17 protein-coding genes are annotated in these 16,291 nt (G+C 65.3%); 11 read left to right on the top strand and 6 right to left on the bottom strand.

Features of this window, described 5'->3' with window-relative positions; genetic code table 11:
• The first annotated feature begins 1 nt into the window (after position 1).
• From ACNO8S_RS00395 to ACNO8S_RS00380, 4 genes are all read left to right on the top strand, one after another.
• Positions 2–1,642 (top strand): dihydrolipoamide acetyltransferase family protein, encoded by a 1,641-nt coding sequence (locus ACNO8S_RS00395; protein ID WP_050037403.1) that lies wholly within the window; start codon positions 2–4, stop codon positions 1,640–1,642.
• A gap of 145 nt (positions 1,643–1,787) precedes the next feature.
• A complete protein-coding gene (locus ACNO8S_RS00390; protein WP_050007658.1) occupies positions 1,788–2,096 on the top strand; it encodes a hypothetical protein in 309 nt (102 codons plus the stop codon).
• A 39-nt stretch (positions 2,097–2,135) separates the two neighbouring features.
• Complete coding sequence (gene lpdA / locus ACNO8S_RS00385; protein WP_420182311.1) at positions 2,136–3,554, top strand: dihydrolipoyl dehydrogenase; 1,419 nt, start codon at positions 2,136–2,138, stop codon at positions 3,552–3,554.
• 141 nt (positions 3,555–3,695) lie between these two features.
• The gene (locus tag ACNO8S_RS00380; protein ID WP_129755887.1) at positions 3,696–4,325 is read left to right on the top strand and encodes a hypothetical protein; all 630 of its coding nucleotides are present in this window, start codon (positions 3,696–3,698) and stop codon (positions 4,323–4,325) included.
• Between the two features lie 65 nt (positions 4,326–4,390).
• Here the strand turns inward: ACNO8S_RS00380 and ACNO8S_RS00375 are convergent, their stop codons facing one another.
• Positions 4,391–4,723, bottom strand: coding sequence for a hypothetical protein (locus ACNO8S_RS00375; protein WP_420182310.1), 333 nt, complete (start codon positions 4,721–4,723; stop codon positions 4,391–4,393).
• A gap of 238 nt (positions 4,724–4,961) precedes the next feature.
• Here ACNO8S_RS00375 and pheA point away from each other — a divergent pair, with 238 nt between their 5' ends.
• From pheA to ACNO8S_RS00360, 3 genes are all read left to right on the top strand, one after another.
• Positions 4,962–5,777 (top strand): prephenate dehydratase, encoded by an 816-nt coding sequence (pheA, locus tag ACNO8S_RS00370; RefSeq protein ID WP_014039223.1) that lies wholly within the window; start codon positions 4,962–4,964, stop codon positions 5,775–5,777.
• A 61-nt stretch (positions 5,778–5,838) separates the two neighbouring features.
• Positions 5,839–6,246 carry an Hsp20/alpha crystallin family protein gene (locus ACNO8S_RS00365; protein WP_050037400.1) on the top strand — a complete coding sequence of 136 codons (408 nt, stop codon included), beginning with the start codon at positions 5,839–5,841 and terminating at the stop codon, positions 6,244–6,246.
• Positions 6,247–6,248: 2 nt separating this feature from the next.
• Positions 6,249–6,701 (top strand): peroxiredoxin, encoded by a 453-nt coding sequence (locus tag ACNO8S_RS00360; protein ID WP_050037399.1) that lies wholly within the window; start codon positions 6,249–6,251, stop codon positions 6,699–6,701.
• A 29-nt stretch (positions 6,702–6,730) separates the two neighbouring features.
• Here the strand turns inward: ACNO8S_RS00360 and leuS are convergent, their stop codons facing one another.
• Both leuS and ACNO8S_RS00350 read right to left on the bottom strand, forming a co-directional pair.
• A complete protein-coding gene (gene leuS, locus ACNO8S_RS00355) occupies positions 6,731–9,418 on the bottom strand; it encodes a leucine--tRNA ligase (protein WP_420182309.1) in 2,688 nt (895 codons plus the stop codon).
• A gap of 153 nt (positions 9,419–9,571) precedes the next feature.
• A complete protein-coding gene (locus ACNO8S_RS00350; RefSeq protein ID WP_151144717.1) occupies positions 9,572–10,963 on the bottom strand; it encodes a sensor histidine kinase in 1,392 nt (463 codons plus the stop codon).
• Positions 10,964–11,161: 198 nt separating this feature from the next.
• On the opposite strand from ACNO8S_RS00350, the gene ACNO8S_RS00345 reads away from it, so the two are divergent.
• Genes ACNO8S_RS00345 through ACNO8S_RS00335 form a run of 3 tightly spaced genes read left to right on the top strand, consistent with a single transcriptional unit; the run spans position 11,162 to position 11,782 of the window.
• Entirely contained in the window at positions 11,162–11,347 is a 186-nt protein-coding gene (locus ACNO8S_RS00345; RefSeq protein ID WP_014039218.1) for a hypothetical protein, read from the top strand.
• Positions 11,347–11,514 (top strand): hypothetical protein, encoded by a 168-nt coding sequence (locus ACNO8S_RS00340; protein WP_014039217.1) that lies wholly within the window; start codon positions 11,347–11,349, stop codon positions 11,512–11,514. Before ACNO8S_RS00345 ends, ACNO8S_RS00340 begins: the two co-directional genes overlap by 1 nt.
• Before the next feature lie 46 nt (positions 11,515–11,560).
• Complete coding sequence (locus tag ACNO8S_RS00335) at positions 11,561–11,782, top strand: DUF7535 family protein (RefSeq protein WP_014039216.1); 222 nt, start codon at positions 11,561–11,563, stop codon at positions 11,780–11,782.
• Here ACNO8S_RS00335 and ACNO8S_RS00330 read toward each other — a convergent pair whose 3' ends face one another.
• Positions 11,783–12,778: an ornithine cyclodeaminase family protein gene (locus tag ACNO8S_RS00330; protein WP_420182308.1), complete on the bottom strand. Its 996-nt coding sequence runs from the start codon at positions 12,776–12,778 to the stop codon at positions 11,783–11,785. It abuts the gene before it with no gap.
• A 76-nt stretch (positions 12,779–12,854) separates the two neighbouring features.
• On the opposite strand from ACNO8S_RS00330, the gene ACNO8S_RS00325 reads away from it, so the two are divergent.
• Entirely contained in the window at positions 12,855–13,730 is an 876-nt protein-coding gene (locus ACNO8S_RS00325) for a hypothetical protein (protein WP_420182307.1), read from the top strand.
• A gap of 244 nt (positions 13,731–13,974) precedes the next feature.
• Here ACNO8S_RS00325 and thsB read toward each other — a convergent pair whose 3' ends face one another.
• The gene (thsB, locus tag ACNO8S_RS00320) at positions 13,975–15,654 is read right to left on the bottom strand and encodes a thermosome subunit beta (protein WP_050037394.1); all 1,680 of its coding nucleotides are present in this window, start codon (positions 15,652–15,654) and stop codon (positions 13,975–13,977) included.
• A gap of 174 nt (positions 15,655–15,828) precedes the next feature.
• Positions 15,829–16,218: a DUF7383 domain-containing protein gene (locus ACNO8S_RS00315; protein ID WP_064287056.1), complete on the bottom strand. Its 390-nt coding sequence runs from the start codon at positions 16,216–16,218 to the stop codon at positions 15,829–15,831.
• Positions 16,219–16,291: the final 73 nt, after the last annotated feature.

The following is a 16,291-nucleotide window of genomic DNA, read 5'->3' as shown; positions in this document are numbered from 1 at the left end:
CATGTTCGAGTTCAATCTCCCGGACCTCGGTGAAGGGGTCGCAGAGGGTGAGGTGCTGACCTGGCACGTCTCGCCGGGCGACGCCGTCACCGAGGATCAGGTCCTCGCGGAGGTAGAAACCGACAAGGCCGCCGTCGACGTGCCGTCGCCGGTCGACGGCGTCGTGCAGGAACTGCACGCCGAAGTCGGCGAGATGGTACAGACCGGCGAGGTGCTCATCACTATCGACGAGGCGGGCGATGCCGAAGCGGCCGACGCGGCGGCTGGCAGTGCGGCCGACGCCGAATCGGCAGAAGCTACCACAGAGGCAGTAGCCGACGACACTGCGAGCGAAGCCACAGCGGCCGATGCGTCGGACCAGTCGGACGCAAGCACGGCCGACGGCCGCGTGTTCGCCTCGCCGAGCGTTCGCCGACTCGCCCGTGAGAAGGGGGTCGACATCGCGGCCGTCGACGGGAGCGGGCCGGGCGGTCGCGTCACCGAGGGGGACGTCGAGGCGGCCACGGCGTCAGCCGATGAGACGGCTGACAGTGACGACGGCCCCACGTCGGTCGTTTCGGAGGCGTCCGACGACGGGGACGGCCCGACCACAGCAGTTTCGCAGGTCGACGATGCGGACACAGACGACGGGAATGCTGTCAAGTCAGCCGTCAGAAGTGTCTCCGGTGACGGACAGGCGGCCGCCAATCGCGACCAGACGCTGGCGACGCCGGCAACCAGAAAGGCCGCCCGCGAACTCGACGTGAACATCGACGCCGTCCCGACCGACCAGACCCGGGACGGCCAGCCCTACGTCGACGAGTCGGCCGTTCGGACGTACGCGGAGGCACAACAGGCCGCGCAGGCGGCTGATGCCGAAGCCGTCAGCGCCGAAGGTGGTGCGGCGGGAACGGCAGCCGAGGCGGGCGGCGCTGGGGCCGAAACGACAGCCGTCGAGACAGGCGACGGCGAGCGCCGCGAACCGTACCGTGGCGTCCGTCGGTCCATCGGCGAACAGATGGCTCGGTCCCGGCGAGAGGTGCCCCACGCGACCCACCACGACCAGGTCGACGTGTCCGGCCTCGTCGAGGCACACGAGCGACTACAACCGCTCGCCGAGGAGCGCGACGTCACGCTGACGTACACGCCCTTCGTGGTGAAATGCGTCGCCGCGGCGCTGGACCAGCACCCGGTGCTCAACACGGCCCTGGACACCGAAAACGAGGAAATCGTCTACAGAGACGTCCACAACATCGGCGTGGCGGCAGCGACCGACCACGGACTGGTCGTGCCGGTCGTCGACGACGTGGACGGGAAGGGCCTGGTCGAACTCGCAGACGAGATCAACGACCTCGTCGGGCGGGCCCGAGAGCGTGACATCGAGCGGTCGGAGATGCAGGGCGGGACGTTCACCGTCACGAACTTCGGGGCCATCGGCGGCGAGTACGCCAGCCCGATAATCAACGTCCCAGAGACGGCGATTCTCGGGATCGGGGCGCTGAAGGAGCGGCCGGTGGCCGAAGACGGCGAGGTCGTCGCAAAACCCACGCTCCCGCTCTCGCTAGCAATCGACCACCGCGTCATCGACGGGGCAGACGCCGCACGCTTCGTCAACACGCTCAAGGAGTACCTGGCGGACCCGACGCGACTCCTGTTAGAGTAGCCGCTCGGGTTCGCAATCGAAACCGAAACGGGTCACTGGAACGACAGGGCTGGTGATGCCCTCCACGAGAGACACATGGATCTGGTACGGATTAGCCGCGCTGTTCGTCTTGCCGCCGGGGTGTATGGCCCTCTCCCGGCTGTCGATGGACCTGTTCATATCGTCAGGGTCGGCCGGTGAAGCGAGTCTCGGAACGTTCCTCGGCGCGTTTGCTCTGACCGTCCTCGCCAGTTGGGCGAGTGTGCTGTTCAGCCTGCTTCTCACGGTCGGCCTCTTTCTCGACAGTCGACAGCTCCGGCGGACCGACGGCGACTGGTCCCCGACACCGCTGTATGCGCTCGCCGGCATCGTCCACGGGGTGGGATCGACACTGCTCCCGGCGTTTGCGGTGTCGGTACCGGTCGTCGGCTATTATCTGTATCGCCGGCGCACGCGAGACACGACAGCGAGGTGAAGGGCGATAGCTTTTCACGGACCCGGACGAGGCACCGGTATGGTCGTCGGAGATGTCACTACGGGAACCGAACTGCTTGTTATCGGCGGCGGTCCGGGCGGCTACGTCGCCGCGATCCGGGGCGCGCAACTGGGACTGGACACGACGCTCGTCGAGCGGGACGCCTACGGCGGGACCTGCCTGAACCACGGCTGTATCCCCTCGAAAGCGCTCATCTCGGCCTCGGACGTCGCCCACGACGCCCGGCAGGCCGAATCGATGGGTGTGTTCGCGGACCCGGCCGTCGACATGGCCGGGATGACAGAGTGGAAAGACGGCGTCGTCACACGGCTGACACGGGGCGTCGAGTCGCTGTGTGAGAGCGCCGGCGTCAATCTGGTGGAGGGGACCGCCGAGTTCGTCGACGACGGGACGGTCCGGGTCGCCCACGGCGGCGATGGGCAAGGCTCGGAGTCGCTGTCGTTCGAACACGCCATCGTTGCGACAGGGAGCCGACCGATGGCGGTCCCCGGCTTCGAGTTCGACGGCGAGCACATCCTCTCTTCGAAGGACGCGCTCGCGCTCGAATCGGTCCCCGAGAAGCTGCTCGTCGTCGGCGCGGGCTACATCGGCATGGAGCTCTCGACGGTGTTCGCGAAACTGGGCGCGGAGGTCACGGTCGTCGAGATGCTCGGCGACGTGTTGCCCGGCTACGAGGACGACGTCGCGGCGGTCGTCCGCGACCGCGCCGAGGACCTGGGTATCGATTTCAACTTCGGCGAGGCGGCCGACGACTGGGACGAGACAGAGGAGGGCATTCGCGTCCAGACCGTCGACGAAGACGACGCGGTCACCGAGTATAACGCCGAGAAATGTCTTGTCGCGGTCGGGCGCGAACCGGTCACGGACACGCTCGCGCTGGAGAACATCGACCTCCAGACGGACGAGAACGGCGTCATCCCGACCGACGACCAGTGCCGGACGGCGTACGAGTCGGTGTTCGCAGTCGGCGACGTGGCCGGCGAGCCGATGCTTGCCCACAAGGCGATGGCCGAAGGCGAGGTCGCTGCGAGAGCCGCCGCCGGCGAACCCGCCGCGTTCGACCATCAGGCGATTCCCGCCGCAGTGTTCACCGACCCCGAAATCGCCACCGTCGGGATGACTGAGAGCGAGGCCGAGGCGGCGGGCTTCGACCCGGTCACTGGGCAGATGCCGGTACGGGCCAACGGCCGCGCGCTCACGGTCAACGAGAAGGAGGGCTTCGTTCGCGTCGTCGCTGATGCTGACGAGGAGTTCCTGCTCGGAGCACAGATCGTCGGCCCGGAAGCGTCGGAGCTTATCGCCGAACTCGGGCTGGGTATCGAGATGGGCGCGCGGCTTGAAGACATCGCCGGGACGATCCACACGCACCCGACGCTCTCCGAAGCGGTCCACGAGGCGGCCGCGGCGGCACGCGGCGAAGCCGTTCACACGCGCTGAGAACGTGTGGGGCTGGTTCACGAAGGCCCAGTCAAACACAACTCTGTGGGTGTTTACTGACAGAGAGACAGAATCTTGCGCCGTGCAAAAGGGTTATATTGTGGATTGAGTAAACTGTCGGTGACTAGGAACCGGTAAGATATGTCTACTGACTCAGAGCCCGACGATACCATCGCCCAGGCGATCATTTCGGGGTCGACGTACGAGCGACTCCGTTATGAACGCCACTCGTATCTCAGACAGACCGTCCCGCGAACGCTCGCACTCCAGAGCGCCCTGCTTGGTGCGCTGGCACTGTTACTACCGATCTACGGTCTGTATCCGGACAGCACCGCGGCGTTTCTCCCGGCAGTTGACCCCGCCGTCGCCTCGCCGAAGGTGCTGTTGCTCGGGCTGTTCGGCGGGTTCTTGCAGTTGTTCGGTGCGACGTTGCTCGTCGGGTCAGTCCTCTACCGAGTCCGGCTTGCCCCGCTGACTGAGCGACAGGCGCACGCGGCGCTCAACGCCGAGGACTTCGCGCGCTACGTCGGCCTCGGGACCGGCGGACTGGCAATCGTGCTCTCGCTTTGCCTGTTCGCTGTGGGGCTTGGCGGCGGTGACGCAGTGTCCGCATACGTCGCGTTCACGGGTCGAAACCCGTTCGTCGACTCCGGGTTCGGCCTGTCGGTTGCAACGGTCTCGCTGCTCGCCTTCGTCGCCAGCGTGACGGTTTTTTACGCCTCGCGATACCTTCTCGTTCACCTCGCGCTGTTCCACCGTAGCAACAAGTGAGGAGTGCCACCGGAAGCGATACAGCAGGAGCGGGGTTTCGCGTCCGTGAAAAGTCGAGGACGCCGTCAGTTAGTCGCAACGTCGTTGATACCTGACTGTATCAAGAACCACGAAATGGGACCGAAGACGACGAACAGCAGGAACAGGACCACACCACTCTGGTCGGTGACGGCTTCCGCCGCGTTTGAGAGCTGCCAGATCCCGATGATGTTTACGAGAGGAATGACTGCCAAGATGGGAGTCAGGTTCTGGTCTGTCCCTGCATCGAGTTGCTTGGCGGTCTTGTACAGCCAGTACAGGCCGTAGAGCGTTCCAGTCACGACAAACAGGACGACCTGCAGGCCGAGCGATCCGTCTTCGAACGCGGTTGCATCAGTCACTTGCGGTGATGCTGACATACAGTCGCTATTCGTTCACGCTTGCTGAAAAAAGTACATTCCCGAACCCAGCAATCTCGACCACTTCGAACAAAGCGTGGGCGTGATCCCCATCGACCGCACTGACGAGGACCTGGCACGGTTGTCCTGAACGGCGGCTGACGCCACCGAGACAGCGTCAGACGGATACCGCGACCGCCCCGGCACAGCGCTTGCCGATGACCACGGTTCTTTTGGTTCCCACCGCTGTACCCCGGGTATGACCACTGTTACCCTGGGTCCCGAGGGGACCTACTCCCACCGCGCCGCACAGGCAGTCACCGACGACGAGATATCCTTCTCCGAGTCGGTGACCGCCATCGTCGAAGCCGTCGCCAGCGGCGAGGCCGAGCGCGGCGTCGTCCCCGTCGAGAACAGTATCGAAGGCTCCGTCACCGAATCGCTCGACGCCTTCGCGGAGTACGACGTTGCCGTCGTCGAGGAGATTATCACGCCGATCCGCCACGCGCTGCTCGCACAGGACGAGTCGTTCTCGCTGGTGGCCAGCCACGCCCAGGCGCTGGCCCAGTGTCGCGGCTGGCTCGACGAGCACTACCCCGGCGTCAACGTCGAGGCCGTCGCGTCGACGGCCCGCGGCGTCGAACGCGCCCGCGGCGACCCGGACATCGCCGCTATCGGCCACCCCGAGAACGCGACCAACGGGACCGAACTGAAGGTGCTCGCCGAGGACATCCAGGACCGGTCCTCGAACGCCACCCGCTTCGTTGTCGTCGCCCCGAAGAGCGAGCGCAGCGAGGCCGGCGGCAAGACCTCCTTCATCGTCTACCCCGACGTCGACTACCCCGGCCTGCTGCTGGAACTGCTGGAGCCCTTCGCCGACCGCGACATCAACCTCACTCGCGTCGAATCTCGACCCAGCGGCGAGCGCCTGGGCGACTACGTCTTCCACATCGATATCTCGGCCGGCCTCTACGAGCAGCGCACGCAGGACGCCCTCGCCGACATCGAGGACATCGCCGAGAAGGGCTGGGTCCGCCGGCTGGGGTCGTACGACTCGCAGACGGTCGTCAACTGAGTCAGCGGGACACCGCCGGCCCCGTTCAAGCGTTAAGTCCCGGGCCCGTGTACCCCCGTGTATGTCTGACCGCGATCCGTTCAGCGAGATCGAGCGCGCGTTCGATATGCTGGGAGAGCAATTCGGCGTCGACATGGGCGCTATTCCAGTGGATGTCGTCGACGAGGGCGACGCCTTCGTCGTCCACGCGGACCTGCCGGGCTACGACAGCGACGACATCGACGTCCAGCTCGTCGAGGACCGAGAAGTCACCATCAGCGCCACGTCGAGCCGGGAGCAAGAGTCGACTGACGGCCAGTACGTCCAGCGCGAGCGCCGCCAGCAGTCACTGAGCCGGTCGGTCCGCCTCCCCGAAGCCGTCGACGACGATGAGACCACCGCGAGCTACGACGACGGCGTCCTCACCGTTCGGCTGGCGAAGGTCGGACACAGCGAGGACGATAACGGGACGGATATCCCCGTAAACTGACGATGGTACTCGAACCCGGCACGGACGTGCCGACGATCAGGGCGACGAACCAGCACGGAAACCCGGTCCAGCCCGCCTTCGAGCAGCCGACGGTGCTGTACTTCTATCCGGCAGACGACACGCCGGGGTGTACGACGGAGGCGGAGCAGTTCGAGGAGCACGCAAACCGGTTCGAGGACGCCGGCGTTTCAGTGTACGGCGTCTCGACCGACGGCGTGGAGAGTCACCGTGACTTTGCGGAAAAGAACCACATCAGTTTCGACCTGCTAGCCGACCCCGAGGGACGGCTGTGTGAAGCGTTCGACGTGCCGCTGGTCGACAGGCGGAGCCAGCGGACGACGTACGTCATCGCGAAGGAACGCGTCGTCGCCGTCTACGAGCGGGTCGGCCCCGACGGCCACGCGGCGAGCGTCTTCGAGGACCTCATTGACACCGGCCTGGTCAGGGCCGAGTAGGGCTCAGAAAGCGATAGCACGCCGACGGGCTACTCGTCGATGTCGATGGCCGGGCGACCGGGGCCGGCTTTGCCGACGAGGTCGGGGTCCGCTTCCGCTGGTCCCTGAACGATTACGTCGGCGCCGAACTCTCGTTCGACGAGCCACGCGGCACGTTCGAGCGCCGCCTGTTCGCGCTCGGGTGGCAGTTGCTCGTCCAGCGACTGCGCGCGGCCGGCCAGTTCCTTGGCGAAGTCCGCGGCCGCCTCGCCCTGCTCGCGCAGGTCCTCGTCCTGCATGACGGTGCCGACGACGTTGCCGTCGGCGTTCCGAGCGAGGTCCAGCACGCGGTGCTTCCACTGGGGCGCGACGGCGAGCGTGATGGTCTGTGGGTCCTCGATGCCGACCGTGTCGACGATATCGCGGATGTCCTCGCGGGTGTTCTCGACCAGCCGGCGCTCCATCTCGTAGTCTTCGGGGGCTTCAGCAGCCGGCCACTCGGCCTCTGCGATGAGGTCGTCGTGGCCCAGTTCGGCCCACATCTCCTCGGCGGCGTGGGGCGCGACCGGGGCGAGCAGTTTCGCCGCCGTCGCCAGCCCGCGCTCGAAGGTGTCGGCGTCGGGGGTGGTCGCTTCCTGATAGCGGCGCAGCAGCGACACCAGTTCCCGCACGGCCTGGAGCGCGTGGTTGAAGCGGAAGTCCTCGAACTCGACCGTCGCGTTCGCCGCGGTGGCGTCGATTTCGCGGGCGACGTAGTCCGCGATGTCGTCACCGTTCGCCAAGTCTGTGGCTGTCTCCGCCTCGCCGTTGGCGTATTCCGAAACCAGCGTGTACACGTTCTGGAGGAAGCTATGAGCAGATTGGACACCCTCAGGACTCCAGGCGAACTCCTTCTCTGGCTGGGCGGCCTCCATGATGAACAGCCGGGCCGTGTCCGCGCCGTACTCCTCGATGATGCGCTGGGGTGAGACGCCGTTATCCAGACTCTTCGACATCTTGTTGCCGTCCTCGCCCAGCACCATCCCCTGGTTCGTGAGGTTGGTGAAGGGTTCGCGGACGCCGTCGACCATGTCGAGGTCGTCCAGCACCTTCGTGAAGAAGCGAGCGTACAGCAGGTGCATCACGGCGTGTTCGATGCCGCCGACGTACTGGTCGACCGGCATCCAGTCGCTGGCCCGCTCGGTGTCGAAGGGGGCGTCGTCCATCTCCGGCGAAGTGTACCGCAGGAAGTACCACGAGGAGTCGACGAAGGTGTCCATCGTGTCCGTCTCCCGCACCGCGTCGGCCCCGCAGTCGGGGCAGTCGACGTGCTTCCACTCCTCGGCGGCGTCCAGCGGGTTCCCGGTGGTGTGGACGAACTCCGGCAGTTCGACGGGGAGGTCCTCGTCGGGGACCTCGACGTAGCCACAGTCCTCGCAGTGAATCATCGGAATCGGGGTGCCCCAGTAGCGCTGGCGGGAGATGCCCCAGTCCCGGAGGTTGTACTCGGTTCGGTGTTCGCCGTCGAACTCCTCGACGAACCGGTCGCGGGCCTCGGCGCTCGCCAGCCCGTCGAACTCGCCGCTGTTGACCAACAGGCCGTCTTCGGGATACGCTGCCTCTTGCACGTCGATGTCCTCGGGGTCGGCGTCGGCGTCCTCGGTGGGTTCGACGACCTGCACGATGTCGATGTCGTGGGCCTCCGCAAACTCGTGGTCGCGCTCGTCGTGGGCCGGCACGGCGTACAGCGCGCCAGTCCCCACGTCGGTCAGCACGTAGTCCGCGACGTAGACCGGAATCTCATCGCCGGTAGCAGGATTGACGGCGTACTCGCCGGTGAACACGCCGGAGGTCACGTCCAGTTCGTCCTCGTCGGCCTGTTCGGCCGTTTCGATGTACTCCGCAACCTCGTCGTTCTGTTGGGCGATCTCCTGCGCGACGGGATGACCGGGAGCCAGCGAGAAGAACGTCGCCCCGTGGATGGTGTCCAGACGGGTGGTGAAGATGTCGACCTCGCCGTAGTCGCCGACCTCGAAGGCGACGCTCGCGCCCGCCTGCTTGCCGATCCAGTTGCGCTGCATCTCCCGGACGTTGTTCGGCCAGCCGTCGAGGTCGTCTAAGTCCTCCAGCAGTTCCTCGGCGTAGTCGGTGATGGTGAAGAACCACTGGTCCATCTCGCGGGCTTCGATTGGTGTGTCACAGCGCCAGCAGAGCTCTTCTTCGCCCTCGACCTGCTCGTCGGCGAGGACAGTCTCACAGGAGGGACACCAGTTCAGCTCGGCGGCCTGACGCTCGACCAGCCCTTCCTCGCGGAACTGTTTGAACAGCCACTGGTTCCACTGGTAGTAGTCGGGTTCACAGGTCGCGAGTTCGCGGTCCCAGTCGTAGCCAAAGCCCATCTCAGTGAGCTGGTCGCGCATCGAGTCGATGCACTGCATCGTCCAGTCCCGCGGGTTGGTGTCGCGTTCCTCGGCGGCGTTCTCAGCCGGGAGGCCGAAGGAGTCCCACCCCATCGGGTGGAGGACGCTCTCGCCGCGCATCCGCTCGAAGCGGGCGTAGGCGTCCGTGATAGTGTAGTTCCGGACGTGGCCCATGTGGAGGCTCCCGGAGGTGTAGGGGAACATCGCCAGGACGTACTCCGGGTCGCTCTCGTCGTCGTCGATCCGGAACACGTCGGCCTCGTCCCACGTGCGCTGCCACCTGGGTTCGATCTCCGTGTGATCGAACCCCCGCTCGCGTTCCTCACCGGTCGTGGTCATGATATCGGAACATCCGGCAGCGACCGTGCTATACCTTTCCCTTCGGGAGGCTATCAGGGGCCGCCGCACGAGCCCACAAGCCGAATGGATGTGAATCCGGGGGACCGGCGTACCACAGAGCGGTAACGTCGCCACAGGTCGACCAGCCGCCCGCTATGCCTGACAGTCGACGTTGCCGATGTCGAATCGAGCGCCGCCCGACTCGCTCTCGGACATGGAGATCGTCCAGCCGTGGTCCGCGGCGACCCGGCGAGCGACGTAGAGTCCGAATCCGGTGTTCTCCGGGACAGCGGTGTGGCCCGCGTCGAACACGCGCTCCGGCGGTTCGACATCGATGCCCGGGCCGTCGTCGGCGACGAAGAAGCCGTCGGCCGTCGTACCGACGGTGACGGTAACCGACGGGCCAGCGTGTTCGAGCGCGTTCTGGAACAGTATCTGGAGCAACAGCCCGGCGGACTCCTGATCGGCGACAATGCGGGTGTCCCCGTCGAAAGTCAGGCACGCCTCACTGCCGGCGAGGGTGTCCCACACCTCCCGACTGAGACGGGAGAGCCAGACGTGTTTTCGCTTCGGGACCTGTTCGATCTCGTCGCGCTGGCTCGAGCCATTCGGATCGCTCGTGGAGAGTTCGACCACGGTATCGATAATCGTCGAGATCTGGGAGAGCGACTCCTCGATGTCGGCGGTCGAATCGTCACAGTCAGCCAGTTCTTCGAGTCGCCCGTAGGCGATCTGGAGTTCGTTTCGAAGCTCGTGAGACGCCACGAGTGCGACTTTCACCATCCGTTCGTGCTGGCGGCGAAACGCGTGCTCGCGGAGCTTTCGCTCCGTGATATCCTGAGTGTGTCCGACGATTCCCCGAACGTTCCCAGCGGAATCGTACCACGGCATCTTGCGGGTGCGGACGTACGACGCGTCGAGATCGAGGAACTCCTCCACTTCGATCCGGTCCGTGTCGCCCTCGATGACGTCCATCTCATCACGCAGGGCCGCTCTCGCGTGTTCATCGGCCAGTTCCGGGACCTCGACGTCGGTGAGGCCAAGCCGGTCGGTCGGCTCGTTGAACCCCCGACCCATCAGGACGTGTCGTGCCTGCTCGTCTTTCGCGTACAGGTGGTCCGGCAACTCGTTGAACAGGGAGAGCAACAGCGTCTCCATCGGGGACGGCGGGCGTCCGGCAACAGTCGGTGGCTCAGCGTCGAGACTGTCCCGGAGGGCCTCGGCGACGGTGTCTTCGAGACGTGTCGACGCCTCGACAGCCGTCACGTCGAGGGTATCCGGGACCGCCGCCGGGTCCTCGCCAGCGACGATCACCGGCAGGTCGGGAAACAGCTTCCTGACGCCGTACGCGATATCGGTTCCGGACTGGCCGTCGACTGTTTCGGGCAGAACGAGAGCGTGGAACGTCGAATGGGTGAGCGTGTCAAAGAGGGCCGTGAGGTCCGACAGATGCGTGATCGAAGCCGGCGTCTCAGCGAGAGCGGATTCGAGAGTCCCGGTATCCAGCCTGTCGGCTGCGACGACGAGCACAGATTTGCTACCCATAGTGCGTTCCCAGTGACCAAACTATTGCGTGTGGTGGACTGTCACTGTTTCGGGTGTTTCGAGGACCAGACGCCGCTCACAACTGCCAGTGCAGCGATGTCGCCCGGACTGTCGAGCCGATAGCGTCGCCGGTACTCCGGCCGAGAGAGCGGCGCCCCACACAAGATTTTTGCCGGTCTCGGCTGGTGTCGGGAGTGTATGGTACACTGCCCTGACTGCCAGACCTCGCTGGAAACGGCCGACGACATCGAGTTCGTCGAAGTAGACGCCAAGACCGGCTTGATTAAAGCCTCCAAGCGCTTTTACACCGCCAACTGCGCGGCCTGTGGCGTCACTATCGGTAGCGGCGTCGCCGGCGCAAAGTCCAACGGAGGTGCGGCCTGATGGTCCACTGTCCGGAATGCGACGCGGAGATGGCCGACCAGGACGATGTAGAGTTCCTCGACATGGATTCGACGACCGGCTTCTTCACCGCCTCCAAACGCTTCTACCTCGTGGCCTGTGGCGAGTGCGGGGCCGCAATCGGTAGCGGCGTTGCCGGCGCAATGTAGTTACACCGGGGCCTAGGCTTATACACGTTTCAGTGCAAGAGAAAGTATGTCTGAATCACCTGACGACGACACGAAGGACAGCGGACGACTGCCGGCACCGCTCCGGTCGGTCACGCCGGGGACGCGTAGCCGTCCCAACGAGGGGATGGACGTGATCGGTTGGGGGATGCTCGCCGGCCTGTTCGTCCTGCTGATGCCGCTCCTTCCGTTTATCATCATCGTCTGGGGCATCTCGAAAGTGACCGAGATGCTCACGCCCTCGTCGTAATCAGGACGTGTCGGTGTCGACGAGCGAGAACGGCGTCCCGTCGCCGTCATCGCTTGCGTTCTGATAAACGACGTGGGCGGCCGCGACATCCTGAATGGCCAGCCCCGTCGAGTCAAAGAGCGTGATGCCGTCGTCGTCGGTCCGCCCCGAGAGGGTGCCCGCGACGATGTCGCCGAGCTCCCCGTGGAGGTCGGTATCAGTCAGGACGCCCTCGCCCCACGGGACGTTGATCTCGCCGGAGTGGGTGCACTGTTCGTAGTTGTCGATGACGAGTTTCGCGTCCAGCAGCGTGCGTTCGTCGTGTTCTTGCTTGCCGGCGGCGTCGGCACCAATGGCGTTGATATGCGTGCGCTCGCCGAGCCACTCCCGGTTGACGATGGGGGATTCGACGGGCGTAATCGTCGACAGCACGTCACAGCCGGCGGCGTCCTCGATACTGCCCGCACGTACGTCGAACTGGTCGGCGAAGGCGTCGACGAACGCCTGCTGTTTCTCCGCGTCCCGGTCGGCGACGACCACCGTCTCGATGTCCCGGACCGACGAGATGGCGTCCAGTTGCGTGTACGCCTGCGTGCCAGCCCCGACCAGACCAAGGGAGTCCGCGTCGGCGACGGCGAGATGGTCGGTGGCGACCGCCGCGGCCGCCCCGGTCCGCAGGCGCGTCAGGACTGTGCCGTCCATCACGGCCAGCGGGAACGCCGTCTCGGGGTCCGAGTAGATGAGCGTCCCGAGGACGGTCGGCAGGTCGTGGTCGCGGGGGTTGTCCAGGTGGACGTTGACCCACTTGACCGCGGCGGCGTCCCACGTTTCCGCGTTGACGTAGGCCGGCATCGACCTGAAGTCGCCGTTGTACTGCGGCAGGTCGACGTAGGACTTGGCCGGCATGATGGTGTTCTCCCTGGCATCGGCGGCGAAGGCCGCGGCGACCGCGGCGATGACTGCTGGCATCGCCGCGTGGTCCTCGACCGCGTCCGTGCCGAGAAGTAGCGTCTGCATACGGTATGTTGACACTCGACAATATTCAGCCCTCCGCCGTCACAGGGGTTATATCGCCACACGACCAGTCACGGGTATGCGTCGCGGGGCGGCGATTGCCGCGGTCTGTCTCTGTCTACTGAGCGCCGGGTGTGCCGGTCTGTTCGGCGACGACGCGGCCGCCAGAGAGACGGTGACACCGGCTCCAGTCCCGACTGCAGACGCACCGACGAGTCCGGCGCAACGCGCCCCGGGCGTCGTCGGCGACCGCGTCGTCAACGCCACCGCGCTCGGCCGCGCCCACGTCGCCCAGCTCTCGAACACCTCCTATCGCGTCCACCACACCAGGACCGTCATGAACGGCAGCGGCCTGCACAGCCGCGTCCGGACCCGTGCCAGCATCAGCGCGGGCTACGAGTCGTACACGGCCACCCGAACGATATCCGGGGAGAGTGTGACAGCGCGTGAGATCCATAGCACCTGGCGGGACGGCCGCACGCTCAGGCGGACGACCGTCAACGGGTCGACGTCGGCGGAAGTAGTCGCGGACAGCCGCGGTATCGGTGGCCCGCCACGCCCACCTCGGGCCGCGCTGTTCTTCGAACCCACGTTCAACGGGCGTCTCATAGCGCTGCTTTCCGCCACTAACATCACATCCATCCGCCCCGGCGACGAGGTCATCAAGCAACTGTACGGCGTTCCGTTGTATCGCATCAAAGGAACCGGGTCGGCCGACGACAGCGCGGTTGCCACCCGTCCCGTCGACCGTGTGACCAACGTCTCCCTCTCGGCGACCGTGACGCCCAACGGCGTCGTCCGAGGCTACGCGCTCCAGTACACGGTCGTGAACGGAACGGATACCCACAGAGTGACCGAGATTCTCCGCTACAGCGACCTCGGAACGACGGACGTGGTGTTCGAAGACCGACAGCGGACCGAACGCCATCGAAACCGAACAGCGCGTCCCGAATGACGCGAGCAACGGCTGGACGCCGTCGAATCAGTCACAAAACGGAGAGAGGCCCCCACCCGCTGTCACCAGTCCGTCCCACCAAACGGACCGGGACAGTCGATACTTCGCAGAGACGTACCTAACTGTTTCTCCGGTTTCACGTCTCGATATACACGCTGGGATGACTCGGCGCGTTACAGAACCGCAAAAAAACCGAACCGCAAACGGCGATTCGCTCGTTCGGAGACTTCGCTCCGCTCGTCTCCTACATCATGCCGCCCATACCGCCGCCCATGCCGCCCATACCGCCAGGGGCGCCACCGGGGCCGCCGGGGCCGCCTTCGTCGCCGCCGGAGGTCGAGAGCTCGCCGGCAGCGATGATGTCGTCGATCTTGAGGACCAGGTTCGCGGCCTCTGCAGCCGAGGAGATCGCCTGTCGCTTGGCGTGGGCTGGCTCAACGACGCCGGTGTCGAGCGTGTTCTCGACGTCACCGGAGAAGACGTTCAGGCCGGCGCTGACATCGCCGTCCTCGTGGGCGGCGCGCAGGTCGACGAGCGTGTCGATGCTGTCGAGACCAGCGTTCTCGGCGAGGGTGCGCGGGATGATCTCCAGCGCGTCGGCGAAGGACTCGATAGCGAGCTGTTCGCGGCCTTCGACGCTGTCGGCGTAGTCGCGGAGCCGGCGGGCGACTTCGACTTCGGGTGCGCCGCCGCCGCCGAGGACGCTGCCGTTGGCGACCGTGGACGCGACGACATCGAGCGCGTCCGTGACGCCGCGTTCGAGTTCGTCGACGACGTGGTCGGTCGAACCACGGAGCAGGAGCGTGACGCCGTGGGCTCCGTCGCCGCTGCCCTCGACGTAGAACAGGCCTTCGGCGTCGTCGCGGGTGACAGAGCCGTGACCCAGGTCTTCCGCGCTCGCGGAGTCGAGATCGGAGACGATGCGGGCACCCAGAACCTCTTTGAGGAACTCGATGTCGGACTTCTTGGCGCGGCGGACGGCCAGGATACCCTTCTCGGCGAGGTAGTGCTGGGCCATGTCGTCGATGCCCTTCTGGCAGAAGACGACATCAGCGCCGGTGTCGGCGATCTGGTCGACCATCCCCTTGAGCTGCTCTTCTTCCTTGTCGAGGAAGTTCTGGAGCTGGCTCGGGTCGTCGACAGAGAGCTGCGCGTCGACTTCGGTCTCGTCGAGTTCGATGGCCGTGTCGACCAGCAGGACGTCGGCGTCGTCGACTTCGGTCGGCATCTCCTCGTGGACCGGGTCCTTGTCGATGACCGCGCCTTCGAGGAGTTCGGAGTTGCCGGCGGAGCTGCCGGTCTGGGTCTCGATGTTGAGGTACTCAAGGTCGGCAATGACGGAGCCGTCCTCGGCCTCGACGGTCACGGCGTTGACCGCATCGACGATGAGCTGGGCGAGCAGCTCCTTGTTGAGCTCCGCGCCCTTGCCCGTCATCGAGGTTTCGGCGACTTTCTTCAGGAGTTCCTCGTCGTCGGGGTCGACTTCCGTGGCGATATCCGCGATTTCGTCCTTGGCCTGCGTGGCGGCCATGTCGAACCCTTTGATGATCGCCGTCGGGTGGATGTCCTGTTCGAGGAGGTCCTCGGCGTTCTTGAGGAGTTCGCCTGCGATGGCGACGGCAGAGGTGGTGCCGTCACCGGCCTCGTCTTCCTGTGTCTCGGCAACCTCGACGATCATCGAGGCTGTCGGGTTGTCGATGTCCATCTCCGAGAGGATGGTGACGCCGTCGTTCGTGACGGTCACGTCGCCCATCGAGGAGACGAGCATCTTGTCCATCCCCTTCGGGCCGAGCGTCGAGCGTACTGACTCGGCGACCGCGCGAGCGGCCGAGATGTTGTGTTCCTGTGCAGACTTGTCCTTCATCCGCTGGGAGTCCTCTCCCAGGATGATCATCGGCTGGCCCTGCATCTGGCGTTGGCTCATAATCAAGCGAAGATTGCATGTGGTTCTATATAAAAGTATGGGTTATGGGACGTTCGTCGGTCACCCGTTGAGACAGCCAGAACAGGTGAAACCACCAGACAGAGGGAGTACGGTCCGTCGGTAATGGTAGCTGTTGGCACGCCCCATCAAGCGAGCGACGACCTGTTTATATATTCACTCGACGGGTTCCGTCCAGTGGACCGTGACCGACCCGACGACGAAGGCGTCCTTCGAGTCGGTGTCCCGTCGGAACTGGATCGTGTTCTTGCCGAGGTGCAGTCGCTCGGGCGCAATCGTGTCCATCCAGAGCTGCCACCCCTCGCCAGGCGCGATGTCGAACCCCGACAGCGCCTCGCCGTTGACCACGATCTCGTGGTCAAAGTCCTCGACGTCGAACACCTGCATCTGCACGTACGGGTCATCCGGTGACGAGGTGGGGATGTCGAAGGAAATCGGATCGGTCGAATCACCGGTGTACTCGGCCCAGGGAACGTCGAGCGAGTCCGCCGACGGGCCGAGGAGCTGCTGGAACTGACAGAGCGCGTAGTTGGCACGACGTGACATACGGGTTACGTCTCCCGGGCGGTATAAAAATCAGTGGTCAGTTGCGGTCGCAGTGTCACCCAGAGCGAACAGA

Origin of the sequence: Haloarcula sp. KBTZ06, assembly GCF_048595605.1 — an archaeon.
In the GTDB taxonomy this organism is placed as follows: domain Archaea; phylum Halobacteriota; class Halobacteria; order Halobacteriales; family Haloarculaceae; genus Haloarcula; species Haloarcula hispanica.
The sequence above is the reverse complement of the archived record's forward strand: the minus strand, read 5'-3'. Positions and strand labels throughout refer to the sequence as shown.